We start from the raw sequence: 26,022 nt of genomic DNA, 5'->3' as shown, positions 1-26,022 counted from the left end.
CAAGAGATAGCAAAGGTGAGGTTAGGTTCTAAACCTTAGCGTACGTTTTCGTACCACTGGACCTCAAACCCCTAGTATAAAAATATTTAATGACTTTTTGGAACTACGCTTTATGGATGCTGGATTTAGTGATTATATCATTTATGTAGATGAAAGTGGCGATCATAGTTTGGAATCAATTGATCCCAATTACCCTGTTTTCGTTTTGGCTTTTTGTATTTTTAATAAACGGGATTATGCTCATACTGTTAGTTCCGCTATAAAAAAATTTAAATTTAATTATTTTGGTCATGATATGGTTTTATTACATGAACATGATATTCGCAAGGCCAAAAAAGAATTTGTTATTTTAGTAAATGAAGAAACCCGCCATACTTTTATGGACGATCTCAATGAGCTTATAAATGACGCTCCATTTACTGTTATTAGTATGGTTATTGAAAAAAAATCTCTTAAAAATAAGTATGCAGATCCAGCAAATCCTTATCATTTAGCACTGGGTTTTGGATTGGAGCGAATTTATACTTTTTTAAAGGAAAAACAACAAGGCCAACTTAGAACACATATTATCTTTGAATGTAGAGGCAAAAAAGAAGATAACGATTTAGAACTGGAATTTAGGCGAGTATGCGATGGTTCCAATTATTGGGGAGTGCGATTACCTTTTGATATGATTCTAGCTGATAAAAAAACAAACTCTTGCGGCCTACAACTTGCCGACTTAATTGCTCGCCCAATTGGTCGATATACACTTGATCCAAAACAGGAAAATAGAGCATATCACTTAATCGAGAAAAAATTTTATCGTAATGGGAATGGTAAAAAAGAAGGATGGGGTTTAAAACGTTTCCCTTAAAAAGCGAAAAGCCCCGATCTTCACCGAGGCGTTAACGCCGACCGAGATTCCCCGATCCACTTATCTATTATTATATTCTATTCATGAGAAAAGTCAAATATACTCAGGTGCAAAATGGAAGGGATGAGAAACCAGGGTGTTTGCATTAAAAGGCACCATGACTTGTGATACCTTTCAAGCGTGTCGGGTTGTCTTTCACGTATTCTGAGGTAGTTAATTTAAGATCATTAAAAGATACATCGCTGGGAATAATAATATCTTTCATCTTGCTCCCTCAATAAACTAAGCCATTTCCGCTGAACGTAACTCTCTTTTCTTAATATAAGTATTAAGACCAATATGATTACTATAGCCCAAAAATGTTGCAATTTTCCTGACGGATAACCCTAATGCCAATAACTCTTTAATTTTATCACTATCCTTATCAAATTTACTTTTCTGGATTGTTCCTTTGGGTTTGCCCAATTGAATTCCTTGCATTTTTTTGCTGGCAAGTGCTTCCTTTGTTCTGAGACTTATAAGATCACGTTCAAGCTCAGCAAAGAGTGAAAACAAGGTAATCATCACTTTTGATGTCATGTCATGTTGTTTCATGTCCAAATTTTGCTTAATAGCAATCACCCTCACTTTTTTTTTAATTAACTCATTAACTAATCCTATGACTTCCGCAGTGCTTCGTCCCAATCGACTGAGTTCAGTGACGATAAGTGTATCGGCATCATCTAATACTGAGATCATTTCATCGATGCGGCGCTCTTTGGTGGTTTTTCTACTTGAAATAGTCATCTGGATAAAATCATCCACTTCAAGTTTATTTATTTTGGCGAATTCAAAAATCTCAAGTTTTTGATTGTTCAAATCTTGTTTATCTGTTGAAGCACGAATATATGCAATAGTTTTGGGCATAATTTACTCAAAAAATAGTCCGTTAATGTTTAACCTTAAATAATAGATTTAATTATACATACTAATATAGATTTATAAAGTGTAAGACGATAATAAAACATGTGCATAAAAACGGTCGTTTTGTGATATACAAAATAGACATCAAATTGTATAATTAACCACCTTAAAGGCATTTTAATCCCAGATTCAATTAAATTTGATCTAAATAAGCAAAATAAGACCTATAAAGAAGAGAATGAATACATATGAGTAGTAAATGTGCATTTGAAAAATTTAAGATCATTCAACCATATTTGGAAGATAAAACAACTTTGGCTTCTATAGCAAAAGAGACTCGTATTTCGATTAGAAGTTTACACAGATGGCTCAACCAATTTAAGAAAAATGGTTTAGACGGATTAAAATTAAAAGTTCGTGATGATAAAGGAAGTTATCGAGAGCTGTCAGAAGGCTTGGTGCAAATTATCGAGGGGCTGGCGCTACAAAAACCAAAACGTACTGTTGCCGCAATTCATAGACAAATAGTTCGCCATACACAGGACAACGGATTGTCCATACCCAGTTATGCTGTTGTTTCAAAAGTTATTAATAATATTTCTCCAGATCTAATCAGCCTCGCCCATGAAGGAATAAAACCATATCAACAAAAATACGATCTTCTCTACATCAGAGAAGCATTAAGAGCAAATCAAATATGGCAAGCTGATCATACTTTGCTTGATATCTATATTCTTGATGATCGTGGTGGAATTAAACGTCCTTGGCTTACCATCATAATGGATGATTACAGTAGAGCTATAGCTGGTTATTATTTAAGTTTCAATGCCCCCTCATCACTGCAAACTTCTTTAGCATTTCATCAGGCGATATGGATAAAAAATGAGAGGCAGTGGCTTATTTGTGGCATCCCAGAAATCATGTATACAGATCATGGTTGCGATTTTACTTCGCATCATATCGAAGAGGTTTGTGCATCAATGAAAATCCAGTTAATTTTTTCAACTATTGGTAAACCTTGTGGTCGTGGAAAAATTGAACGTTTTTTTGGAACAATTAACCAGCGAGTACTTCAGGATTTACCCGGGTATGTACAACAAGGTACTCCTGTGAAAAAGAATGAATGCTTATCGCTGGAGAAATTGGAGTTGAAATTAAAGTCTTTTATTTTGGATGCATATAACAATCAGCCACATAGCACAACAAAGATAGCTCCACTCATCAAATGGCAAAGCAATCACTTTTTACCTCAGCTTCCTGAAACACAAGAGGCACTTGATTTGTTATTACTAACAGTAGCAAAACCCAGAAGAGTTCATAGAGATGGTATAAAGTTCCAAGGATTTCGTTATTTTTCTACTACACTGGCGGGCTTTGTTGGTGAGGATGTCATCATCCGTTATAATCCAAGAGATCTCGCAGAGATTCGTGTGTTTCACAAAAATAATTTTTTGTGCCGTGCAATTTCGCAGGATCTAGACACTGATACAATAAGTTTGAAAGAAATTGTCCAAGCGAGAAATGATCGAAGAAAGGAGCTACGAGAGAATATAAAGGATCGCTGCTCAATTGTAGACGCCTTGTTGAAAAATCCCGCAAAAATAACCTCAACTATAGAGGCCACTACCACTATTAAACGAAATAACAAGTCAATACAGGTAGGTATCAAGAGGTACGAACATGAGTGAACAATCTGCTATTGAAAATATATTTTTAGAAACAAAAGGGTATAGAAGATTTGAGGAGTTTTGCGATGCTTGCATCGAATACAAATATATAGGGATATGTTATGGCTCACCCGGCGTTGGAAAAACGCAATCCGCAGAATATTACAGTAAGCATAATTTAATTTTGTCCGCGAACCCGAATGGATACGCAATTGAAGACAATATTCATATACCTACCGAACTTAGTAACTGCGCTACTCTATTTTATACACCTATCGCCCCACTATCTTCTCTTCAAATGTTGAATACCTTAAATCAAGATATTTGTAATTTTGATCGGGTAGTTCATGCCGCACAGACAAATAAGAGAATCAATGAGCAGACCCAATTAAATCAAGAGGAAAAAGAGCATTTTATCAAAACGTTAAAATTATCATCTAAGAATTATTGCAAACTAATTATTATTGATGAAACGGAACGACTTAATTTGGCCTCACTTGAATTATTACGATCATTATATGACCGTAAAGGAATTGCCATCGTATTTATTGGCATGCCTGGCTTAGAAAAAAGATTATCAAGATATCCTCAACTCTATTCGCGGATAGGTTTTTCTCATGAATACAAACCCCTTTCCAAGGAAGAGATGCTGTTTACGTTGGAACATAACTGGCAGAAATTGGGACTTAACTTAAAATCTAATGAGTTCTCTGATCATGAGGCGATGGCCTCTATTATGCGCATAACCAATGGTAATTTTCGATTATTAAATCGCTTATTTATGCAAATTGATCGACTGTTAAGGTTAAATCAATTGCAACATATCACTAACGAGGTGGTTTTGGCAGCAAGAGAATGTTTGTTAATTGGTAATACTTAATCTGTTTTAATTCGAGGATTATATGACAAAAAAAGATAAAGCAAAAATTTTGAGTGAAGCAGAATTTGAGCAATTGCTCGTTGCAGCAAAAATTGGATCTTCTAGTATTCGCAATGTTGCTCTTGTATATTGTTCGTTTGGATTAGGGTTGCGCGTAAAAGAAATCGCATCGCTTACCATTAAGGATGTTGCCAACAGTCAATACAGACTTCGTGATGAAATTTGCCTTAAACGCTCAATAACAGTGGGAAAAAAACAACACCACGTTTATCTCACCAATAAAAAAGTGTATTCAGCACTCACCGATCATTTAAAAAACATGGAGGGTGTCGGACTTAATAAGCCTTTATTTCAAACGCAGCGGAAAAAAGAATTTACTCCATGTACGCTGCAAAAATGGTTTAGGTCGCTCTACGATAAGGCAGGAATTTATGGTGCAAGCTCTCATTCTGGACGCCGTACTTTCATTACTCGATTAATTGAACAAGGTGTTAATATCAAATCTGTATCTCACTTAGCAGGGCATGCCAGCACAATTACCACCTCTATTTATATAGAAAATAAGCCTGACTGTTTAAAAGAACTTGCTAAACTGGCAGTATTTTGATGCTTACATAATCCATCATTAAACATGTCACTTTCATGCCATTTAAAGTTTAAATTTTCCTGCCAAATAAAGATAAAACTTACAGATAACCCTTGTAAACACTGAAGAGGTCTTATAATGTACCTTTCAAGACCTCTTTGGTGTTGGTTCATTTTGGTGAGGTTCATGGTTATTTGCAGTATAGCTACTCTCTATAATTACAATGTAAATACGTGGCTAGATGATTTAGGTTTAATCAGTTAATGTTAGTTGGCAATTTATTGGCTTAATCAAGTTGAAGGATAAAAAATGAACGTGGAAAAAAAAGAAATTTTTCACTATTGGATGAGCATTGGCTTTTGATTAAGCCGTTTCCGCCCCAGATTCAACGGATTAATAGAAATGTATGTGAAGTGGAGCAGTTGATTGTTTCATTAAAAGAGCTAATTATAAATAGGTTCGGTGCAGAGAAAACTCAAAAGGAATGAGCATGGACAAATTGATGCTTTGTAGGGTTGAATATTTAGGACGAATGATTTTATGTTGCTCACAACACTCAAGGAGTTCATCGAAAACAAATTTTGGCTGCAAATCACGGGCCCAAGTCTTGGGTTGCCTCCTCAGATGGTGGCCTTACTTTTAAGCCCTATAGCAACAGAACTCCCTGAAATTATGACTGCCGTAATATGGGCTCGCCAGGGAAAACAAATACTGGCTCTTGCCAATATCAGTGGGGCAATGATGATTCAAGCTACTGTACCTAGTGCGTTAGGAATTTTTTTCACCCCATGGATTCTTGATAATGCTTCAATATGGGGAGCAGTCATAACCATAGTATCTATTTTAGGTTTATACCTCCTGTTACGAAAAAGCGCTTTAACTGGTCTTCGGTTATCATATTTTGGACTATTTTATGTTGTATTTGCTGTTGGATTCTATTTTATTTGAAAATCCAACTTAGTCAGACTTAAATCGGTTGGCTTCCCAAGCCCCTTACTATAGGGGATGACTCTTATCTATCTAATCAAAAAATAAAATATGCTAAACTGTATAAGAAATATATTGAATTATTCTTTAATGGGGAAATGAATAACTACAGTTATCTGTTAAAGAGAACAAAGGGATAAAATGAAACACATCAAATATGGATTTGGAAAAAAAGTATCGTACTCCTTTGATCTTGCAATTGAGAAAGTTACAATGGAATTGCAAAAAGAAGGGTTTGGAGTTCTTACAAAAATTGATGTGTCCGAAACGCTGAAAAAAAAGTTAGATCAAGATATGCCCCCTTATCAGATTCTAGGTGCATGTAATCCACAATTCGCCCATCATGCATTAGAGAAGGAGCCGTCTATTGGATTGCTGCTACCCTGTAATGTAGTAGTACGACAGGATAATTCAGCCAATGTATTTGTTGAATTTATGGATCCACAAGTAGTATTAGAATTAGTCGGCAATCCTGAAATCAATCAGGTTGCTAGCGAAGTAAAAAGTCGACTGGAACGAGTACTAAGCGCTCTGTAAATACGTATCTTTATTAAAGAAAATTTCTTGTAATAGGGCTAACGGCATAATGGAAATCCAGTGTTCAACAAATGATAATTGGATCATCGATATCGTATGTTTTATGATGAAAAAACGAGATGAAATCAAAGGTCAGCAATTACACGTTTGCCAGAAGGGCACGACCAATAAACCTAGCAGAAGCAGGCAAATTACTCAAAGGTTGTCACTATTTAGTAAAGTCTTTTCTGATGAATGCTAGTATCTTCTGAAGTGGCTTATTCTTTGATTCATCAAGTGACTTCAATGGTTTATTTGACTGCAAAAAATAAATGAAACCTAAATCAATAATATGTTTTTATTTAATCAACTCACCAGTTAAAGAATTAATCTTTTAGTATTAATAGATATATAGAAATTATAAAGGAACGTGTTATGACAAAACCTACAAACGTAACCACGTTTTTAGTTGCTGGGCTTGATTGTCCAACTGAAGAGCAAATGATACGTAGTCAACTCCAAGCCATTCCTGAAATTGAAAAAATGGATTTCAATTTCATTGGTGAAGAAGTCACTATTTATCATTATCTGGATAGCATTGAGTCACTTAAAGCACAAATAGAAACATTAGGAATGCGTGTCAGTATCAAAAGCAGTATTAGCAACAGCAACGCTGCAAAAACAGGATATGATAATTCCTGGCTATGGATTACGACAGCAGGGATGTTGGCCCTTATCTCCGAGGGAATGGCTTATTTATACCAAATAGAGCAATCCCTTTGGGTAGGGGTAATGGCTTTAGCAGCGATAGTAATCAGTGGACCAACAGTATTTAAGAAAGGTTTGTTTGCTTTACGTTCTAAAATTCTGAACATTAACAGCTTAATGTTCATTGCAATTACAGGGGCAATACTCATTGGCGAATGGCCGGAAGCGGCGATGGTGACCGTTCTTTTTGCATTGGCAGAACGAATTGAGCGCTATTCATTAGACAAAGCGCGATTAGCCATTCGAAGCCTAATGCAAATTGCACCAGATGAAGCAACTGTTAAAACAGCTAAGGGCACATGGAAAAAATTACCTGTTGAGGGCATAAAACCTGGTACTATTATCCGAGTTAAACCTGGTGAGCGCATTCCGTTAGATGGTATTGTTGTCTCTGGACAAAGTAGTGTCAATCAGGCGCCCATAACGGGTGAGTCAATGCCCATAAGTAAACAAGTTGGCGACAGTGTTTTTGCTGGAACACTCAATGAGCGTGGCTCGCTTGAATTAAAAGTAAGCAAAGAATCCGGCGATACTCTATTAGCAAAAATTGGTAAAGCAATAGAGCAAGCACAAGCTGAGCGCGCGCCAACCCAACGATTTGTTGATCAATTTGCCAAGTATTATACGCCTATTATGGTATTAATCGCTGTGGCAGTTGCGTTAATTCCGCCACTTCTATTGGGGTATCCATTTTACGAATGGATCTATAAAGCCCTTACTTTACTCGTGATTGCTTGCCCCTGCGCGCTGGTAATATCAACCCCGGTTACGGTAGTCAGTGGATTGTCTGCGGCAGCACATTACGGTCTTCTTATAAAAGGAGGAAGTTATTTGGAAATGGGTTATCAGTTAAAGCTCATTGCTCTGGATAAAACAGGAACTCTTACAGAAGGAAAACCTGTAGTCACCGATTTTATAGACTATCAAAACACACATAAAAGAAGCGATTTATTGCTCTTAGCTGCAAGTCTCGACAGTCATTCTGAACATCCTGTTGCCCATGCATTGGTTGAATACTGGCACCAGGAGCAGCCGATGAGCACTTTATCAACTGTAAGTAAATTTGAAGCCCTTCCTGGTCGTGGGGTTATGGGGATTATTAATAACGAACCGTACTATGTAGGGAACCATCAACTAGCAGAAGATAATAGAGTTTGTAATTCTGATGTCGAAAAACAGCTGGAACAGTTAGAGAAAGAAGGAAAAACAACTGTTATTTTAAGTACTACTAAAGCTGTGTTAGCCATTTTTGCCGTAGCTGATACGCTTCGCCCAACAAGCCAATTAGCTATTCTATCGTTGCATCAACGGGGTATCAAAACAGTAATGTTAACTGGAGATAATGCCGTTACCGCTGCAGCCATTGCCAATGAAGTGGGTATTGATGAAGTCAATGCTAATGTCTTACCTACAGAGAAACTTAATGCCATGAATGCATTACTGGCTAGTTACCACTCTGTTGGTATGGTAGGAGATGGAATCAATGATGCGCCAGCTCTTGCAAAAGCCACTATTAGTTTTGCTATGGGCAAGGGAACTGGTACCGCCTTGGAAACCGCTGATGTGGCTCTCATGAATGATGATTTAGCGATGCTGCCTTTATTTATTGATTTAAGCCGCAAAACAGCAAGAGTGCTTCGGCAAAATATTAGTTTATCACTCGCAATCAAATTTGTTTTTTTTATTATGGCATTGGTTGGTTTAGCTACCTTATGGATGGCCGTATTTGCAGACATGGGGGCTAGTCTTATTGTTGTTGCTAATGGCTTACGATTACTTAAATTTAAAAATAAAAATATGGGTATGGCCGATCGTTGAATTGAATAATCAATTAATAATAATTGGGAGGTTGATTATTCACATGATACGCCACCTGCGAAATTTGACATGTCCGCGCTGTGGATTAGCTCAGTAAGGCCATACCGAGGGACACTTACCAATTCCACTCGACCATTAAAAGGTTATATCCTGTTGGCAACATTTTAATATGTTGGTACATTTACATTTTGCAAATCAGAAAAACTTATTGATATTCAATTGGTTGTGAAATTACTGTTAGAGGATGAAACCATCAATGCTCGCTTTATAAGCCTTGCTGAATAAGGGTTATAAGGCTTGATGCTGATAAACCAGCGCTATATGGAATTAACCCCTATATCCTCCTGCCTTACTAAATTTTATATTGGATTCATGAAAAAAACCCCATGTCTATAGAGGGTGTGGCAGAGAGATTAGGATATAAATCATCATCCTGTCTACTCAAGCCCTATGATGAACGCATGCGTAAAGCAATTATAATTTTAAATAATCTGAAAATTCGTAGAACTAATCCTTTCTTTGATGATTTATATGGCATTTTTTTCGATGGAGCAACGCCAAGAAGGTTGTCTGGTATTTATCATGCCGCTTTAAGAGTAATAAAGTGAGCTGGGTGAAATGTATTCGCTCCATTATCTTAGCGCAAAAAATTAAGTACAATTATACTTGGGTTCATGCAAGGATAAAAATGAAAAAGGAACAACAAAATTTTGTATTAATGGACGAGCATTGGCTTTTTTTTGACGTGCTTCATGGTTATGAAGGGTGCGAAGCATTGAGGGCCGAAGCAGACAAATTAGGGGCATCAATAAAAAAAGCCATTATAAATAGGTTGGAAATAGAGAAAACGCAGAAAGAATAAATTTTTCTAAGCTCTATAAACTTCAAAAGCAACTATAAGATTGATTTTCCAACAGTATTTCTGCAAATATCGCTTTTTTTATAGGGGAGGGATGAGCAATTCTACGTTGCAGTGCCAATAAGTCCAATAGTTTATACTACTGGACTGTTTACAATTATTTGAAAATTAAGTATTATTGATATCTAATTTGGTAATTAAACTTTTTGCAACACCCGCTGCAGAAAGTTTTTGAAATTAAGTTATCGTAGTCGTATAACTTTCGCTCACGACAGTGAGCAAAAATTTTGTGCTTGGAAGACAAATTGAATTGTAATCGATTAGTCAACCCAACAAAGGAACCAAGTATGTCAAAAGAAATAACTTTTCATCTCGATCATGATTATAAGTCATTTTTAAGTGCGCTTAAAACTCAAATAAAGTCCTCACAATTCCGTGCAGCACTGGCTGTAAATCAAGAAGTTATCAACCACTATTGGTACATTGGCAAACAAATAATTGAAAAACAGAAGCAAAAATCTTGGGGAACGGGCTTTATTGAAACATTATCTCGAGATCTACAGAATTTATTTCCTGAAACCCGGGGTTATTCGGTAGCAAACATTCGGCGAATGAGACGTCTTGCGGAGGAATATCCCGATTTAAATGAAATTCGCGCACAAGCTGTGCGCGAATTACCTTGGGGGCATATTGTTGTTTTAATACAAAGAGTTACTGATGTCATCATGCGTGATTGGTATGTAAGTCAAACCATTGAAAATGGTTGGTCTCGCTCAACACTTGAAAAAAATATTAATCAAAATTTATATCAATCTCAAGCTTTACCCTCCAGTAAAGCATCTAATTTTATACACCGATTACCCGCGGCGCAATCATCACTTGCGCAAGAAGTACTTAAAAGTCCATATAATTTTGATTTTTTAGGTCTTCATGATGATGCACTTGAACGTGAAATTGAGCACGCTTCTATTGCACATATTACCAAGTTTTTATTAGAGCTGGGCAAGGGTTTCGCATTTGTTGGCAGCCAATATCCAATGGAAATTGATGGCGAAACGTATTTCCTAGATATGCTCTTTTATCATTTAAAACTTAGGGCATTCATTGTTATAGAATGGAAGGCGGTTCGCTTCAAACCAGAACATGCTGGGCAATTAAATTTTTATCTCAACTTGGTTGATCAGTATCTTAAAACAGAACAAGATAATCCTACCATAGGTTTATTGCTTTGCAAATCAAGAAGCAAAGTCATTGCGGAATATGCTCTAAAAGGCATAGAAAAACCAATAGGCGTTTCTGAATATCAACTAACAAAAGCAATTCCTGAAAACTTAAAATCAAACCTGCCAAGCATTGCGGAACTTGAAGCAGAATTCAGTGAAGAAAATATTAATGATAGCGCGCATTCGAAGACGTAAATAATCTATTAATCCATTTCAAAATTAGAGTGTGACCATGGCAAATATTCCTATACCACAACCATTAATAGATACCTGCCAACAACTTAAAGAAAAAAATTGGCAAACATTTATACCTCCATCTTTTGCGCCGTATGACTTAATTTTTTGTCTCGATTTTTTAAAACAATATGATAATAATAATGCCACATTTGAATCGTATCGTCGAGAAGTCGAACGATTAATTCAATGGGCCTGGCTAATTGAGAAAAAATCACTGCTCGATTTAAAACGACAAGACATAGAAAACTACATTCAATTTTGTCTTGCTCCTCCCAAATCATGGATTGGCTTTAAAAAGGTATCACGTTTTATTAAGCGCAATGATGAGCGCGTTCCCAATCCAGAATGGCGTCCTTTTGTTGTCACTATCAGCAAAGCGTCCCATAAAAATGGATTGAAACCAGATAAACAAGATTATCAGCTATCACAAAAAGCAATTCGTGAGATTTTTACAGTACTCAGCAGTTTTTATAATTACTTGGCTTTAGAGGAAAAAGTATCGCTGAACCCTATTACCCTCATCAAGCAAAAAAACAAATACACCCAAAAACATCAGCATCAGGCACAAGTGATGCGATTGAGTGAAAAACAATGGCAAACATGTCTTGATACGGTGAAAGAAATGGCAATCAATGCACCAGACAAATACGAGCGTACCCTATTTATTATTTCCGCGCTGTATTTATTGTACTTACGCATATCTGAATTATGCGCAAGTGACCGTTGGACACCTGAAATGGGTCACTTTTACAAAGATAGTCAAAATTGCTGGTGGTTTAAAACAGTAGGGAAAGGTAACAAAATGCGTGATATTGCAGTATCTGATGACATGCTTTACGCACTCAAGAGATATCGTATCAGTATGCAGTTAACCCCACTTCCCTCGATCAATGATCGAACCCCGCTGTTGCCGAAAGAAAAAGGTATCGGTGGAATGAAGAGTTCAAGGCATATTCGTCGTTTAGTCCAAGATTGTTTTGATAAAACAATGCAAACTTTAAGGAAAACAGGGTTTGCAACAGAAGCAGATAGTTTTGAATCTGCAACTGTACATTGGTTAAGGCATACTGGCATTTCAGATGATATTAATATACGCGGACGGCCTGTTGCACATGTTCGTGATGATGCAGGCCACAGTTCAAGCGCTATTACTGATCGATACAACGATATTGAGCTCATTAAACGACATCAATCTGCCAAGAATAAAAAACTAATACCGAAAGAAAACTAAGTGTCAGAGCCTATGAAGGGGTTTAAAGTTCAATGGTACGAAAACTTACGCCCAGATAATTCGGGATAGTCTTTAATTAAATTTATGATAAGGTTAACATCACATTTTTTTGCATAAATTGCATTAAGCATTTAACATATTTCTATTGCCCATTAAGGACTGTGGTTCTTTTTGAAAAGTCCAAATCAAACCTAATAAAATAATCCCCATCCAAGTTATTGATTTGATCCATGAAGCATAATAATAAAGCTGTATGAATTGTTTAGGCTGATTTAGATGGGGAATTACATTAGGGGCTGAAAATAAACTGATATTATTACTTATAATAATTGGTGCTGTAAAAAGGAAAAACCCTTTTAAAATAAACTCATAATTCTTCATTTTAACAGAAGAAAGGATAATCAAAACAAGTGTAGGCCCTAGTAGCAACGCAAACCTTGGCCAGTAAAAAATATGGGTTATTGGGGTAAATAAATCGCCATAAGAGGAAAATACCCCTGATTTTAAAGAGGTTTCAAAAGAAAGCGACAAATAAGACAGAACCAGCAGTAAAAACGATAAGTAGTATATTGGTGTTTTTAGATTTATGCGCATTATAACAGTTCCTTTTTTTGATCATGATGTGAGCCGTGCTTTAGCACATCGCTTATTCTTTAGGGTATAATGCTCTTCCAGAAACGGTTGCTATTGCTTCTATAGGAATCGCATGTTCCTCATCATTAGAACAATTTAAGCTGATGATGTTAGCTATAGCAGTTGTTGTATCATAATCAGGCCTAATATGTGTATCTGACGAGGCGATACATGATGTATTTCCAATGAATAATTTAAAACGTCCTCGGCTCAGTTTTTCTGAGACGTCAAACGGTTCTAGCGTAACTCCTGATAACACTGCCCCAGGGGAAATTGTTTTTTCCTTGTGAGCTGTATCAGATGGAAGCTTAAATTTTTTTGTTACTATAATATGCGCTGTTTTACCTGCTTCAACATAAATTCTATTGGGTTTTTCTGATGAAATCGAATGGGTATTTTTTTCTTTGTTTTTTATTAAAAGGAGTTCAGGAGGCATTGGGCCGATAATTTTTAGTTCTGGTGAAGCCCAATAGATGGCTTTATTATTATCCAAAAGTTTGTAAGGCAAAAACACCACGTCATGTTCCCCCATATTCCAAAAAACACCACAAAATAGATGCTTATCACCTACTGTAGAGCGTTTTAACAAATTACCTTTGCTGTCTGTAAAGCGATTGCAATAATGGTTATTTTGGTTCTTTGGCACTTTTAATGGTGAATACGATAATTGAATTTCGCCATTGGCACCCATAAAAAACAATTGTCGCGAAGCAGTTGCATAAAAATCATAACTTAATTTAGCGATGAATGGAGATAGGAACAATACCAAGATTCCTAGCTTTATACCCAAACGCTGCGATGATTTTTCATTGAAAATAGAAAATAGAATGCACCACGTAAGCACAAGCCCCAGCAAAATGATAAAGCCGTTGGTAAATGTTAAGAACACTATCAATACTCTCTTGTAAAAATTATCTATGCAAATGGTTGCTATTTTAGCATATTATTTTTATAGCATTTAATCTTATTAATTAACTCATTTTTATTGAGCGTATCTATTTTATGCTTGATACTCTCAGGATTATGTCCTTGATCGAGCAATTGTTTAGCCCATAACATAAACACATCATCTTCGGTGAGAATCTTAAAAAGAATATCGTTTTTTTCATCGAGCAATACTTCAACTGCACAGGCCACCAACCATTTTGAGGGTGTTGTTTCTCCGCCAGCCATGCCCTTAATAGCCATAGGAGAATAGCTTTTATCTTTATCAAATAAGGTTATCGCTTTGTGGTGCAATTTCTCAGAACGATTAACAACGGCTTGTAATTCTGAAAAAATAGATTTTATTTGATTACTAAAATCCTGCTTTTTATATTCGGCAAGGTTTACTTGCTTCAGTAAAGTTAAAGCCTGTTCTTTGCTGGAACCTGAAAGCTTCCCTACTGCAATTTTAATTTGCTGTATCATACTGCTAACCATAGGTTCAAAGATGTTTAACTCCACTTTTTGCTCGTCACAAATAATTTCAATCTGCTCCAAAACGTCGATAAATTCATAAGGCAGTCGAAAGCGCAAATCGAGCAATGTGCTTGTTGGTGAAGGATGCAAGTGCTGATGAATGGCCTTAAGATTTTGCATGAACTGTTTTAATTCAATCGTTTGATTAATTGAAAGATTATCCCAACCATCGAATAAATCGGGCTCATTCATATGAAAAGAACCATAAATGCTCTTCCCATCCGTTGATTTGACGTAAACCCTTGAGGGTCTACGCAAATTTTGTTTCACTTCGAATCGCAATAATTTTTTCATTAAGAAGCCTCTAATAAAATAAGTGATGGATTGTTACAGTATTGCAATGCACAGTCTTTTGCATCGTTTAATCGCGTGTACGTTTTGTTTGTTGCCAAATCGATGTAGTATTTTTTACCAGATTGTTTGTAATCGTATTTAGAACGAAATGCAAACAAGGACGTATTGATGAATCCTCCCAATAAATAGGTTCTCATTACTGGGGTTATTGCTGTTGTATCCTGTTTTGTTGCATCAAAATACCGACCTAATAAATGGTGTTCATTTAATTCATAAAGGTTTTTTAGTTTTTGTAATCGATAGCCATGATAATGCATGAAATAAGGAACACCGGAAATATTTATTTTTCTGGCACGCGTAGTGTACTGACTATAGTAAGTTGCTCTTCGCAAAGAATAATAAGGTTTAAAAGCACGCAATACAGGCACTGTTGCATTTTGTCCGTATAGGTAAACAAGGTTATTAAATTGAGCATCAAGGGCGGCTTTTTGAGTTCGTGCATCCAATAATTTATTTTTTATTGTCTCTAAAGAATAGATCATCGCCTCAACACCCTGTTGATTCATCTCAGGAATATCCTCCAGAGAAAGTTCTACCTGATAATCTAAGCTCTCTAACCGCCTTAGTGCATTGCATAGTTGGGGGTAATGAACAAGAGTATTTAATTCCAGATAAGCGCCTATGGCTTCTTTAATAGACAACCTATTCCAGTAGGAATAAGAAATATTCTGATTTCTGGTAGATGAAGATGTAAGCATTAACGCTCTCAATAAATCGTTTAAAGAAAAGGCCAGCTCAAGTGGTGCATTGGTTTGATTTAGATGAATCATAATTACCTCGTTTTCTTTGATTGTCCTAATGACACTAATTAGTTTATTAACAAGAACCAAATTTGTCAATAAATAAAATCCATAAAAAAGATAAATTAAAAACATCTTTTATATTGTCTGTTTTGTTGTGATATGCCATACTATAGATGTTCACTTAGGAACATAAAAGAAAAAATAAGGAATCACCATGAATCAATACGATGCATTAAAAGTATTAGGTCTTTCTGGCCAAGTATCTCAAGACGATATTAAAAAGGCATATAAAAAAGCCTGCTCCAAATTCCACCCCGATAGAAACCCAGCCGGTCTTGAAATCATGAAGATGATAAATGTGGCCTTTGAGGTATTAAAAAACTTTGATGGCGCTGCTCACGTCACCAGCGATGCGGCTTTGTACGGTGATGAAGTAGCCAATGCGTTAAATCAAATTTGCACTTTAGGCTTAATCATTGAAGTTTGTGGTGCATGGGTTTGGGTTTCAGGGAATACAAAACCTCACAAAGACACTTTAAAGGCAGCAGGATTTAAATGGGCACCCCAGAAAGAATGCTGGTACTTTAGACCTGCAGATGCCATGCGCTCCCGCTCTTTTGGCAAATATTCAATGAATGCGATTAGAGAAAAATATGGCAGTGTGCACGTTTCACAAAAAGAACAAGCACGCCTTGCATAAATAGAAAGCCCTTAAGTGGGCTTTCCTTCGACAAAGCCATTAGATGGAGACACAACAATGATTATTCACTCAAACGAAAATAAACAACACGTAACAACCCCATTAATTAACATTTCCGAACAAGCGAAGCTCCTTGGTTATGCTGTTCCTGTTGCAATCACGCAAGCCGTTTGGAATAAGTATATTGGAAATAGCGATGATCTATACTCTAAATTAAAAAACATTCTTTTAATGTTGGCTCATTCCATTCATAAATCACCTAAAAGATCCGTTATTCATTTTAGGTTATTTCCTATGCCTGGTTATGGCATCGCACTAAAAACAACATTTGCCTTATTAAAAGCCAAGATATTACGTGATGGCGATAGCAATCCAAAAGTTGTCATTATGTTACCAAGAGAGCAGTGAAATAGTACGCCATTCTGTAGATAATACCCTCTTTGCTGTCTCACCTAGATGGCAAAGAATTTATTTAAAAAAATATATAAAAAAGATCTCTTTTATTGACTTTTTATATAGATTTTGTCATACTGTAGTTGTTCACTTAGGAACATAATAGATAGAATAAGGAATAAATCATGATTAAACACCCTCTTCAAATCGGTTCCATCCTCTATGCTTCTTGGGGTTACGAGCAAACTAACATTGATTTTTATCAGGTCATTGATCTAATTGGAACTTCCACTGTGGTACTCAGAGAAATTGCACAAGAAAAAATCACTGAACGAAACGATGCTTTTTGCGGAAAAACAAAAGCCAAACCTAATTGTTTTATTGATGAACCATTTAGAAAAAGAGCAAACGAGCAAGGCAGAGTACGCATGAATTCCTTCTCTCATGCAAGTCTTTGGGATGGCACTCCTCTTTATTATTCCTCTTATCATTAATATTTACGCTCCCTGCATGACTAGGGAGTTACCACTAATTAACTGTTTAATAACAAATTGGAGATTTTGATGAGTAATGTACTAACAGCTGTAACAAATAATTTAATACAAGAAATTAGCATCGTTTGGTCTATAGAGGATGTATTGGATGTGAGGCCACTGCTCAGCAAAGAGCAAGCAAGTATCGTATTACAACACATTAAAAAAAATCATGATGCCACCATAGGTATTAATTGGGATGTAATAGAAATTGTTTCAGACGATTTATTCTTAAAGCCGATTAGAGTTATTAAAGAATTTCACTACAAAGGACACGAAATAGAAATTAGTTATCAAGAGTCCGACGAACGCTATACAGCTGATATTCGCATCGATGATTATGATGGCCATACCGTCCAAGGATTTTGTGGTTTAAAAACCGAGTCAGAGGCCGTCTCTGTAGCTCAAGCCTTTATTGATGGGTTGCACTATACCGAGGAAGAAGAGTAATCCAATTAAGTAGGCTAGATTTTTTCTAGCCTATTCACCTATTAGGAGGGAATACAATGGATTATTTAAATTTATGGCACCAGTTAGGGGATGTACCAATAAACGATGAGGATGAAATTGAAGAGGATTTTCTTCATTTTGAAAAAGGAACGAACAAATTCGAACTCTGGAAATGGTTTGATGATAAATTACCTAAAGGAATCGCACATGAGTTATTTAAGAAGTCATAACTATTTAATTACTATAAATAGGCTTTTTGCCCTTACCCTATTCATGGGGGCTTTTTTATCCTTTCCTGCTCATTCAGGGCATTCTAAATCATTTAGAATAGCTCATACCCATGGAAAGACGAAATCACGGCGAATATCGCCTACGGTAAAACACTCTAAATTTTTAACTGGGTTAGCTGCAGGCTCTGTTTTATTCTCGCAAAAGGGACATCCTGTCTCTTACAATGAGCAGGATTTTGAATCACCTGATGGTGAGCTATATAGTGAATACGAGCGCAATAATCAATTATTAGCTCAAGGTGGCTTGCTTCAGGATAAGCAATTAACATTAGAGCGCAGAAATCAACAGATAAAAAACAGGTTAATTGCGTTAGCTGAAAAAAGATACATTAGCGCGTTCACCCTTCAATTGGTTCCACTCAAAGAAAGAGTAATTGAATCAAAAATTGAAAAATCGTATAACCCTAACCAAAAACCGGATATTCAAGTAAAACGCAAACAGCTTCTTTATGAGCTCAGATTTTCAGATGAAAGCCCAAAACCAATAAGTGATTTTGATGTGGTGAATATTAATGAAATGAAACCCAATAACGCACATTTCTATCAATTTACCTATTCAGAAACATGGGGGAATAACGCCATTAAAGTAACGTTGAGAGACAAAAAGGATAAAAAGCTTGTATTAGAATTATCTCACTCCTACTACGTTCCAAATGCAGCAAGAAAAGACCTTTTTGAATCCATGCAAGAAAAATTGGACAGCTACTTCTTATATGTATGGCCGTTTTTATTCATATTATTACTACTGAATTTCTTTTTTATAAAACAAAATTAAACAATAAATTATAACTATAAGGAGTTATATAAATGATGATCGAACTATTAATTGGCATTGTTGTTCTCTTGTTAATCTTTATTTTAACAGGTCTGTTTATTGTCAAACAACAGGAGGTTGCACTCATTGAGCGCTTAGGAAAATATCACTCTATTGCACATGCGGGGCTTAATTTTAAAATACCCTTTATTGATTGGATTGCCGGTAAGTTATCATTACGAATTCAACAATTAGATGTCAAAGTCGAAACCAAGACAAAAGATAATGTGATTGTCCAGATTCAAGTTTCCGTGCAATATCGCATCAAAGATGGCGGAGTTTATGATGCTTACTATAAATTGGAAGATCCTACGCAACAAATTACGGCCTATGTCCTTGATCTAGTCCGCTCTGAAACGCCAACAATGATCTTGGATGATATTTTTGAAAAAAAAGACAGCATTGCTAATGCCGTTAAAAGCCACTTAACCGACACCATGAAAGACTTTGGATTTGAAATTGTCAAAGCATTAGTAACGAACATAGAGTTAGAAGCCAAAGTAAAAAATGCAATGAATGAAATTAACGAACAACAACGATTGCAAGTTGCCGCTCAAGCCAAGGGGGAAGCAGAAAAAATATTGATGGTCAAAAAGGCAGAGGCAGAAGCAGAAAGCAAGCGATTACAAGGTGAAGGAACAGCCAATCAACGAAAAGCAATTATTGATGGGCTAAGCCATTCTGTAGAGGATTTCCAAAAATCCGTACCCGGGGTATCGTCTGCAGATATAATGAACTTGGTATTGATTACTCAATATTTTGATACATTAAAAGAAATAGGATCACATAACAAATCCAGTACGATCTTATTGCCACAGTTACCGAATGATATCGCATCGCAATTGCAGCAAAGTATTATAACTGGCAATGTAGCTAGCGCAGACATAAAAAATTAATAACGGAGTTATTGGGGTTATGCTCTATAACCCCAATAACAAAAGGTATTAGGTGTTTCCATCAAGCGTTATCGAATTTATTCCAACAACCATAAGCCATCTTGTTCCCAATGCTCAGAAAATCCCATTTTTGAAAAGGGTATAGAAGGATGATTTTGCATAAGATGAAACAATTGTTTGCGCCAATGATTGCCTAGCGAGCTGTTTTTTAATAATTCATGAATAATATAAGCCTGTAGATAGAAAGGGCTCTCGTTATGTTCAAAAGATATTGTTATTTCTGAAACCTTGGGTTTATTGACGAAAAACCGATTCCATAAGCGAGAATGGTGAGCACATAAATTTCTGGTATAAGTCAGTGAGCGCATCCACGATTTGATGATCTCACTATATTGCCCAAGAATATCACCAATTTCTTTTCTTACAGTACGATCTTTAATATTGGCATAGAGCTTGGACACTGTACCAAAAGAAATGCATTCCATGACCATCCAGCTTGGCGGGTGTTCTGGATGATGATATTTAGCATAATACGTTTTAATAAAGTCTTCGTGTGAACGTTTCAGGTGCGATTTAATCTCCTCCAAAAACATTTGATGTTGCTCCGCCGAAGAAAATAAACTCATGTTTAGATACCAATGTGCACCATATTTCAAACTCATTGCATTTGATATAGCGGTACGAAAAGAAACTTCTATTCGCTCTAGGGCATCGATAACTAATAAGCGCAGCTCCCTATCAAATGCATACAAATTTAAAAGATCCGAAAATCGTGTGTTGGGTTTAAATTGGTGAGAGCTTGTCGCAGAGCTAATGAGAAAAGGCTTAAAATAAATCATCAAACGATAGTAACCAATGGTCGTCAAATACTGACTAGCTTCTTGTTCATTATCCAGCAACAACCCTTTTTGCCGTAAGTGATGTATTTGTTCTGGTATGGAAAGAGGTGGTTTATTAAAAACCATTTTTGAATGCATAAAATAAATAACCCGCCCTGGTCCGCATTGTTAAGAGGCGTGGCGGGTATGGTTAGTTGTATTATAACCAGATTGCGCTCAAAATCAAATACGGTTGATTGTCATTAATTTAATTTTAACAGAATGTGCAACGTAACTGAATCACAGTACACGCCAATTACCCATAAGAATGTTATAATTAGCCGATCGTTAAAAATCCTCATTTAAAGATTATATTTTGATTTAGAAATTATGGTGATAAGCAATGGATGTATGTGTAAAAGAGTTTTTGATAACACTATATATAGTAGATGGATTAATTACTCTAAGTTATTCCATCCACAGCTTTCTCAAGTTTAAACGCTTAAAAATATATTACAATAATGATTTGCTGCTAAAAAGGCCTGATGTTAAACGCTATTTGATTCTTAAACCTCTCCTTTGGCCATATTTTTTTGTTATCGAAAAAAGCCCCATAGAGCGATTTTCCGAGCTATTTTTTAAACATTATGGTGATGAGAGGTATACTTATTTTAGAAGCCAGGGGCTTAAAAATTTTTTAAATGACCTATTCAAAGGAAAAAATCGTTATAAAAACTATCAAATACACACACTTTGCTGGCCAATTGACAAAAACTCTCAAGATTGGATTGAACATGAGAGATTTTTTAAAGGCAATAACTTCTATGCGCATATTATCTATATAAAAATACAGGATGAATACCTTGTGCGAGTCACTTGGGAAAAAGAAAGCACTCCTCACTCTGTTGCATCTATAAGCAGGTTTGAGCTAGATCAAGGTCAAAGGCTTAGCGCGTCCGAATTTAAAACAAGAATGCAACAAATCAATGCCGATGAAGCTAATAAATTACATCTTGGAATGAAATAGCATTCTCATGCAATAACAAAACGTCAATTTATAAGATGTTTTTTGTTGACAAAATTACCGATTTTTGCCATAATGTATTTGTTCACTTAGGAACATAATAGAAAACATTAAGGATCAAAAATGACAACAATCATTACCTCAAAATTAGTGAGTGACAAACAACGCCTTTCTTTTTTACCTAAGCATTTCGGCACCATGATGATAAGAGCCGAACAAGCCGTCTACAATACATTAAAAATGATGTGCTCTTCTTACGAAGGCGGCTATTGGCATTTTTACGAATTGAGCAATCGTGGTTTTTATTTAGCTCCTGACATGGACGAGCCACTCCCCATATATGTGGAAGGCAACGGCTATGATGGTGAAGTGAGCGCAGATGCTGCTGGAATCATTACAACCCTATGTGTTCTTAATCAACTGTGTTGGAAAACTAAATCGGATAAAACAATCCATCAATATTATTTGTTGCGGGATTACATCGAATACCACAAAGAAGCTACTGACATTTACGCCGCAATTGATTAAGCAGATTAAAATAGGCCGTAAACTTAAATTACGGCCTTTACATAAGGGGCGGTTCTATGAATATTATGGAAAAAATTACTCAGGCCATTTTTGAAGATGACGAAGATCCGAACAAACAATCTGAATACTTAATTGAAACCTATTTAAACAGCACCAATCAAATAGAATGTTTATGCGGGTACAGCTTAAAAACCCTAATCGGTAATTGCTCAGCATAATTTTCGGTATTCGTGTTAAGCTTAACGGCTGTTTGTACTTACATTACGTGATATTTAAAGTCCGTACACATTGATTAACACTCTCACCAGCTTGATTGGATTCAAGAGCATGCCTTTTCTGATCTAATAGCTCCAAGCTGGCTTTTTTAGGTATAAATCGTGCTGGTACTATAAAATCAAAAACGTTAATAGAAAGCGTATCTAAAAATGATAACCGAAAATTTCCTTTCTCTTGGGCAATAAGGCTAAATTCCTTCAACGAGATTAGCTCTGGAACTTCAGATGTATCCTCATAGTGCGCATTATAAGAAGAAATAATAAACGCCAACAAAATGATTAAGGGAATTAAATAATAAAATGTGTGTTTAAAAATTATTTTTATATTCATATCCTAATCCAAATACTGCTAATAGAACCATCATTTAATGCGCCGATCAGCAAACCATTACACCACTTACTTTTAATAGTTATTCTCATGCTTGTACTGAGCAACACGAAACGCATAATGGCACTCACGTTGGGTTATTGGTCGATGTGAACGAAGAGCTAATTCTTCGTGAAATAAACCAAGAAATCCACGTTTATAAGCTCTTTTTTCAAATCCACGTATTCCATATTTTCTAGTTAACCAATGATCGATAACGTGGTGACAAGTAGATTCAAAATTACTGAGATCGAATAACCGCAGAAATACAAGCACGACAATGAATAAAAGAATAGTGTTCATATCCATCATACAATGTACTCTGCCCTCTTACTAGATTTTACACAATCGCCATTGCACCGCTGCATTGATTCCAATAGTTTTCTATTTTTATTAGAACTTAAAACACAAAAAATCATTGCAATTGAGTTCATAACAATGCAAATTTTAATAAACATAAATTACCCTTTGGCATTAATTATTGATATTAATTTATTGATTAACTACATACCGTATTAACTGCATTGCAATACAACTTTTAATCAATCATTGAATATTCATCAGAGGCTTTCCATTTTTTATCTTTTGCTAGAATATACAACGCTGATTTTTCAAAAAATGTATCCGTTTTTTTCAGTTTTGCCCATTCACAATAGGCTTGAATTTCCTTATATATATTGGCATCAATTTCAACTCTTATTTTTTCAGTTTGCTTTATTTTATCTTCAGTAATTAAAGGCATTATATCCTCGCTTAATGTTACAAATTCTTAACACGTATCAACTATCTATTCCAATAATCAAATGAATTAAATTGGTTATTTGAATGCATATTGCTAAAGCTGGAATGATAATTAATATGATGATGCATGGAGTGATTGTAATTAAATCCAAATGGACTTCCTCCCGCATCATACGAACCAATCATAGGCAAACCAGTAGCAGGATTTACTCTAAACGTATCCTGTGAATGATTATTAAATAATTGCTGATTAATAGAAGAATGATCGTCCTGCTTTATGCCATGGCCTTTAATCATATAAGGCAAAATATGCCGTTTAAAATATTCATTTTCCATGTAATTAAAGTGCTCATCTTTTGATGCAATGGCTTTTTGATATTCAAGATAACCTGGTGGCGGTTCTAATACAAAATCTTTAATTCGGATGAGTAATTGTATTAATTTTTTTATACGATCAACTATCACATCCTTTTGAAAAAATAGTTTCATTTTTTTATCCTATTTAGATAGCTAATTTATTCCTTCACAAACGCGCAAAGACACGCGCTCTTTATTTATTCCATAATCCACTATTCTAACTATACTAATAGTAGTACTTCACAAGGATTGTGCCTAGTTGTATTTTATGATGCTACACACACCACGCAATATGATTGCTTTAAAATATTTGCACGTAACCATATGATTTATATATAAATAATTCAATAACCTTAAAAAACTAGTAATTTAAAGTAAAACCATCATGTATACAATTGTATACATGTACCCCTTATAAATCAATGGATATCAACTTAAAATTACAGTTGTATACATAAATAATACTATTGTATACTTGTATTGATTCAATAAATGAGCTCTCTATGAAAGAAAATGATGTTATTACCTTACGTATTTCAGAATATGAACGGGCGTACTTAAATAAAATTGCAGATCAATTTAATTTACAAAAACGAGGCTCATCAGACACTTCGCCAGCAAAAGCATTAAAATTTCTTTTAGAATTTTGCTTACATAATGAGATTTCACCGCAGAGAAGAAATGAAAATCCATTACAAGATATCAGAAAAATGATTGAACAAATTCATGCATCAATACCCCATTTGATGTATCACAATCATTATCAAAGTTTAGTTATTTCATCCAATATTAATGACGATTCTTTGAAAGAAATAAAACAAAAAACCATCGAATATTTAAACGATAATTTCTCAGGATTTCAGAATAATTCTTACAAAGAAGTTCGATTTAAAATGAACGGAATTGGTCTTAAAACAGTACCTATAGAAGAAGGTGAATCGCTATGGAAATAACCATTGATATTGGAGCAGATACTCTTCATTCGTTAAATGAAATAACAAAAATGAATAACAACGAATTGAATGTAACCGCAGCAGAAATGCTGTCATTTGGCGCGCGTATTTATCTACAATCTTTAGAAAACAAGACAGATGAATCAACTCAACTATTAATCGAAAATAGTGTTCGATCCATACAAATTATTACTGAGATTTTGTACAGTGTATACAACAAAGACTTGTCTAAAATGGGTGCTTATGACGCAGAAACGGCATTAGCTATGATTGAACGAATGATTCCAAATATATTAAAAGGGATTTCTTAAACCGCTCTCATCATTTCATGATTTTATGGAGATTTTTGGGTAGAAAAAGCGAATTTACTTTCTCTTTCAAAGAAATAACTGATCTGTTTTATGATTAAACCAGGTCATTTGAATGAACATCTTTGTAAGATAACATTTCGAATAATTGCTCTTCTTTTTCAGGAATAAAGCCACAGGTTTTGCTCCATTCCTTGGGATTTTCGTAGGTGCCAAATAACATATCCCACCATACAATATCCCCGTAATTATTTTTATGCCGATTGAATTGATGGTGAATTCTGTGCATCTCTGGACGCTGAAATACATACCCTATCCACTGAGGTGTTTTAACATTGGTATGGTAGAAAAACTCACCTATCGCGGTACAAGCCGTATAAACCATACCCGCCTCAATTGATAGACCAAGAACTGTATATACAAGTAGGCTGCCGATGATAGAGTTCACAATCATTTCGCCAGGATGTTTGTAAAACGACGTGATGACCTCAAGCCTTTGTGGACTATGATGGATCTGATGAAACCCAACCCATAAAAAATCAAATTCATGACGCGCTCTATGCCACCAATAGAACACAAACGTTGCGATAAAATAGGCAATAAAACCACCCGCGGAAGAGGGTAAATAATGTGACAGATGAAATATAGACCAGGAAGAAAACCATAATTCCCAGGTGTAACCTGCCAATGTAACAACACCAATTTGCACTAAATTAAGCAATACCACCCTAATAGGCCAGGTTGTAACATGAGGTAACTTCCAACCAGGAGCTAATCGCTCGATTACAAAGCAGATTAAAAACAGTGCAAATACAATTTTTAGCATAGTAAACTCCGTTAAGCATAAATACCT

34 protein-coding genes are annotated in these 26,022 nt (G+C 35.5%); 23 read left to right on the top strand and 11 right to left on the bottom strand.

Features of this window, described 5'->3' with window-relative positions:
* Nucleotides 1-112: 112 nt before the first annotated feature.
* Nucleotides 113-856 (top strand): DUF3800 domain-containing protein, encoded by a 744-nt coding sequence (locus Lste_RS00670; RefSeq protein WP_058509154.1) that lies wholly within the window; start codon nucleotides 113-115, stop codon nucleotides 854-856.
* A gap of 282 nt (nucleotides 857-1,138) precedes the next feature.
* Here Lste_RS00670 and Lste_RS00665 read toward each other — a convergent pair whose 3' ends face one another.
* On the bottom strand, nucleotides 1,139-1,762 hold the full coding sequence (locus tag Lste_RS00665) for a recombinase family protein (protein ID WP_058509153.1): 624 nt from the start codon (nucleotides 1,760-1,762) through the stop codon (nucleotides 1,139-1,141).
* 245 nt (nucleotides 1,763-2,007) lie between these two features.
* Between Lste_RS00665 and Lste_RS00660 the strand changes: the two genes are divergently transcribed.
* From Lste_RS00660 to Lste_RS00615, 10 genes are all read left to right on the top strand, one after another.
* Nucleotides 2,008-3,447 carry a Mu transposase C-terminal domain-containing protein gene (locus tag Lste_RS00660; protein WP_058509152.1) on the top strand — a complete coding sequence of 480 codons (1,440 nt, stop codon included), beginning with the start codon at nucleotides 2,008-2,010 and terminating at the stop codon, nucleotides 3,445-3,447.
* Nucleotides 3,440-4,306 (top strand): AAA family ATPase, encoded by an 867-nt coding sequence (locus tag Lste_RS00655; RefSeq protein WP_058509151.1) that lies wholly within the window; start codon nucleotides 3,440-3,442, stop codon nucleotides 4,304-4,306. The genes Lste_RS00660 and Lste_RS00655 overlap by 8 nt, the downstream gene beginning before the upstream one ends.
* A gap of 22 nt (nucleotides 4,307-4,328) precedes the next feature.
* Complete coding sequence (locus Lste_RS00650) at nucleotides 4,329-4,913, top strand: tyrosine-type recombinase/integrase (RefSeq protein ID WP_058509150.1); 585 nt, start codon at nucleotides 4,329-4,331, stop codon at nucleotides 4,911-4,913.
* A 519-nt stretch (nucleotides 4,914-5,432) separates the two neighbouring features.
* Nucleotides 5,433-5,840, top strand: a complete 408-nt coding sequence (locus tag Lste_RS00645; RefSeq protein WP_083503882.1) for a hypothetical protein — start codon at nucleotides 5,433-5,435, stop codon at nucleotides 5,838-5,840.
* 180 nt (nucleotides 5,841-6,020) lie between these two features.
* Nucleotides 6,021-6,416: a DUF302 domain-containing protein gene (locus Lste_RS00640; protein ID WP_058509149.1), complete on the top strand. Its 396-nt coding sequence runs from the start codon at nucleotides 6,021-6,023 to the stop codon at nucleotides 6,414-6,416.
* Nucleotides 6,417-6,830: 414 nt separating this feature from the next.
* Complete coding sequence (locus Lste_RS00635; RefSeq protein WP_058509148.1) at nucleotides 6,831-8,981, top strand: heavy metal translocating P-type ATPase; 2,151 nt, start codon at nucleotides 6,831-6,833, stop codon at nucleotides 8,979-8,981.
* Nucleotides 8,982-9,367: 386 nt separating this feature from the next.
* Complete coding sequence (locus tag Lste_RS00630; RefSeq protein WP_058509147.1) at nucleotides 9,368-9,589, top strand: hypothetical protein; 222 nt, start codon at nucleotides 9,368-9,370, stop codon at nucleotides 9,587-9,589.
* Nucleotides 9,590-9,669: 80 nt separating this feature from the next.
* Nucleotides 9,670-9,843 (top strand): hypothetical protein, encoded by a 174-nt coding sequence (locus Lste_RS19345; RefSeq protein WP_193393365.1) that lies wholly within the window; start codon nucleotides 9,670-9,672, stop codon nucleotides 9,841-9,843.
* A gap of 344 nt (nucleotides 9,844-10,187) precedes the next feature.
* Nucleotides 10,188-11,258, top strand: coding sequence for a PDDEXK nuclease domain-containing protein (locus Lste_RS00620; protein ID WP_058509145.1), 1,071 nt, complete (start codon nucleotides 10,188-10,190; stop codon nucleotides 11,256-11,258).
* 37 nt (nucleotides 11,259-11,295) lie between these two features.
* Complete coding sequence (locus tag Lste_RS00615; protein ID WP_058509144.1) at nucleotides 11,296-12,531, top strand: tyrosine-type recombinase/integrase; 1,236 nt, start codon at nucleotides 11,296-11,298, stop codon at nucleotides 12,529-12,531.
* A gap of 123 nt (nucleotides 12,532-12,654) precedes the next feature.
* Here the strand turns inward: Lste_RS00615 and Lste_RS00610 are convergent, their stop codons facing one another.
* Genes Lste_RS00610 through Lste_RS00595 form a run of 4 tightly spaced genes read right to left on the bottom strand, consistent with a single transcriptional unit; the run spans nucleotide 12,655 to nucleotide 15,749 of the window.
* On the bottom strand, nucleotides 12,655-13,125 hold the full coding sequence (locus tag Lste_RS00610; protein WP_058509143.1) for a hypothetical protein: 471 nt from the start codon (nucleotides 13,123-13,125) through the stop codon (nucleotides 12,655-12,657).
* A 52-nt stretch (nucleotides 13,126-13,177) separates the two neighbouring features.
* A complete protein-coding gene (locus Lste_RS00605; RefSeq protein WP_058509142.1) occupies nucleotides 13,178-14,053 on the bottom strand; it encodes a hypothetical protein in 876 nt (291 codons plus the stop codon).
* 41 nt (nucleotides 14,054-14,094) lie between these two features.
* The gene (locus Lste_RS00600) at nucleotides 14,095-14,919 is read right to left on the bottom strand and encodes a hypothetical protein (protein ID WP_058509141.1); all 825 of its coding nucleotides are present in this window, start codon (nucleotides 14,917-14,919) and stop codon (nucleotides 14,095-14,097) included.
* Nucleotides 14,919-15,749, bottom strand: a complete 831-nt coding sequence (locus Lste_RS00595; protein WP_083503884.1) for a hypothetical protein — start codon at nucleotides 15,747-15,749, stop codon at nucleotides 14,919-14,921. The genes Lste_RS00600 and Lste_RS00595 overlap by 1 nt, the downstream gene beginning before the upstream one ends.
* 187 nt (nucleotides 15,750-15,936) lie before the next feature.
* On the opposite strand from Lste_RS00595, the gene Lste_RS00590 reads away from it, so the two are divergent.
* The 7 genes from Lste_RS00590 (at nucleotide 15,937) to Lste_RS00565 (ending at nucleotide 19,798) form a co-directional block, all read left to right on the top strand.
* The gene (locus Lste_RS00590; protein ID WP_058509139.1) at nucleotides 15,937-16,422 is read left to right on the top strand and encodes a J domain-containing protein; all 486 of its coding nucleotides are present in this window, start codon (nucleotides 15,937-15,939) and stop codon (nucleotides 16,420-16,422) included.
* 57 nt (nucleotides 16,423-16,479) lie between these two features.
* Nucleotides 16,480-16,830, top strand: coding sequence for a hypothetical protein (locus Lste_RS00585; protein WP_058509138.1), 351 nt, complete (start codon nucleotides 16,480-16,482; stop codon nucleotides 16,828-16,830).
* Nucleotides 16,831-17,000: 170 nt separating this feature from the next.
* Nucleotides 17,001-17,309, top strand: coding sequence for a hypothetical protein (locus Lste_RS00580; protein ID WP_010655357.1), 309 nt, complete (start codon nucleotides 17,001-17,003; stop codon nucleotides 17,307-17,309).
* A 69-nt stretch (nucleotides 17,310-17,378) separates the two neighbouring features.
* On the top strand, nucleotides 17,379-17,798 hold the full coding sequence (locus Lste_RS00575) for a hypothetical protein (RefSeq protein WP_058509137.1): 420 nt from the start codon (nucleotides 17,379-17,381) through the stop codon (nucleotides 17,796-17,798).
* 56 nt (nucleotides 17,799-17,854) lie between these two features.
* Nucleotides 17,855-18,028: a hypothetical protein gene (locus tag Lste_RS19340; protein WP_193393364.1), complete on the top strand. Its 174-nt coding sequence runs from the start codon at nucleotides 17,855-17,857 to the stop codon at nucleotides 18,026-18,028.
* Nucleotides 18,006-18,863 carry a hypothetical protein gene (locus Lste_RS00570; protein ID WP_058509136.1) on the top strand — a complete coding sequence of 286 codons (858 nt, stop codon included), beginning with the start codon at nucleotides 18,006-18,008 and terminating at the stop codon, nucleotides 18,861-18,863. The genes Lste_RS19340 and Lste_RS00570 overlap by 23 nt, the downstream gene beginning before the upstream one ends.
* 32 nt (nucleotides 18,864-18,895) lie before the next feature.
* Nucleotides 18,896-19,798, top strand: coding sequence for an SPFH domain-containing protein (locus tag Lste_RS00565; RefSeq protein WP_193393363.1), 903 nt, complete (start codon nucleotides 18,896-18,898; stop codon nucleotides 19,796-19,798).
* A 77-nt stretch (nucleotides 19,799-19,875) separates the two neighbouring features.
* Here Lste_RS00565 and Lste_RS00560 read toward each other — a convergent pair whose 3' ends face one another.
* On the bottom strand, nucleotides 19,876-20,775 hold the full coding sequence (locus Lste_RS00560; protein WP_058509135.1) for an Abi family protein: 900 nt from the start codon (nucleotides 20,773-20,775) through the stop codon (nucleotides 19,876-19,878).
* Between the two features lie 244 nt (nucleotides 20,776-21,019).
* Between Lste_RS00560 and Lste_RS00555 the strand changes: the two genes are divergently transcribed.
* The 3 genes from Lste_RS00555 (at nucleotide 21,020) to Lste_RS19035 (ending at nucleotide 22,386) form a co-directional block, all read left to right on the top strand.
* Nucleotides 21,020-21,643 (top strand): hypothetical protein, encoded by a 624-nt coding sequence (locus tag Lste_RS00555; RefSeq protein ID WP_058509134.1) that lies wholly within the window; start codon nucleotides 21,020-21,022, stop codon nucleotides 21,641-21,643.
* Between the two features lie 120 nt (nucleotides 21,644-21,763).
* Nucleotides 21,764-22,168 carry an antirestriction protein gene (locus Lste_RS00550; protein ID WP_058509133.1) on the top strand — a complete coding sequence of 135 codons (405 nt, stop codon included), beginning with the start codon at nucleotides 21,764-21,766 and terminating at the stop codon, nucleotides 22,166-22,168.
* A 56-nt stretch (nucleotides 22,169-22,224) separates the two neighbouring features.
* Nucleotides 22,225-22,386 carry a hypothetical protein gene (locus tag Lste_RS19035; RefSeq protein WP_157070673.1) on the top strand — a complete coding sequence of 54 codons (162 nt, stop codon included), beginning with the start codon at nucleotides 22,225-22,227 and terminating at the stop codon, nucleotides 22,384-22,386.
* Between the two features lie 43 nt (nucleotides 22,387-22,429).
* Here Lste_RS19035 and Lste_RS00545 read toward each other — a convergent pair whose 3' ends face one another.
* The 4 genes from Lste_RS00545 to Lste_RS00525 all read right to left on the bottom strand — a co-directional run bounded on the left by Lste_RS00545 (nucleotide 22,430) and on the right by Lste_RS00525 (nucleotide 24,040).
* On the bottom strand, nucleotides 22,430-22,774 hold the full coding sequence (locus Lste_RS00545) for a hypothetical protein (protein ID WP_058509132.1): 345 nt from the start codon (nucleotides 22,772-22,774) through the stop codon (nucleotides 22,430-22,432).
* Nucleotides 22,775-22,846: 72 nt separating this feature from the next.
* On the bottom strand, nucleotides 22,847-23,122 hold the full coding sequence (locus Lste_RS00540; RefSeq protein ID WP_058509131.1) for a hypothetical protein: 276 nt from the start codon (nucleotides 23,120-23,122) through the stop codon (nucleotides 22,847-22,849).
* 226 nt (nucleotides 23,123-23,348) lie between these two features.
* The gene (locus Lste_RS00530) at nucleotides 23,349-23,552 is read right to left on the bottom strand and encodes a hypothetical protein (protein ID WP_058509129.1); all 204 of its coding nucleotides are present in this window, start codon (nucleotides 23,550-23,552) and stop codon (nucleotides 23,349-23,351) included.
* Between the two features lie 41 nt (nucleotides 23,553-23,593).
* Nucleotides 23,594-24,040, bottom strand: coding sequence for a hypothetical protein (locus Lste_RS00525; RefSeq protein WP_058509128.1), 447 nt, complete (start codon nucleotides 24,038-24,040; stop codon nucleotides 23,594-23,596).
* Nucleotides 24,041-24,411: 371 nt separating this feature from the next.
* On the opposite strand from Lste_RS00525, the gene Lste_RS00520 reads away from it, so the two are divergent.
* Both Lste_RS00520 and Lste_RS00515 read left to right on the top strand, forming a co-directional pair.
* Complete coding sequence (locus Lste_RS00520; RefSeq protein WP_058509127.1) at nucleotides 24,412-24,861, top strand: hypothetical protein; 450 nt, start codon at nucleotides 24,412-24,414, stop codon at nucleotides 24,859-24,861.
* Nucleotides 24,852-25,172: a hypothetical protein gene (locus tag Lste_RS00515; RefSeq protein ID WP_058509126.1), complete on the top strand. Its 321-nt coding sequence runs from the start codon at nucleotides 24,852-24,854 to the stop codon at nucleotides 25,170-25,172. The genes Lste_RS00520 and Lste_RS00515 overlap by 10 nt, the downstream gene beginning before the upstream one ends.
* Nucleotides 25,173-25,266: 94 nt before the next feature.
* Here Lste_RS00515 and Lste_RS00510 read toward each other — a convergent pair whose 3' ends face one another.
* The gene (locus Lste_RS00510) at nucleotides 25,267-25,995 is read right to left on the bottom strand and encodes a sterol desaturase family protein (RefSeq protein WP_058509125.1); all 729 of its coding nucleotides are present in this window, start codon (nucleotides 25,993-25,995) and stop codon (nucleotides 25,267-25,269) included.
* Nucleotides 25,996-26,022: the final 27 nt, after the last annotated feature.

Origin of the sequence: Legionella steelei, assembly GCF_001468005.1 — a bacterium.
GTDB classification, from domain to species: Bacteria; Pseudomonadota; Gammaproteobacteria; order Legionellales; family Legionellaceae; genus Legionella; species Legionella steelei.
This window is presented reverse-complemented; position numbering and strand designations above follow the sequence as displayed.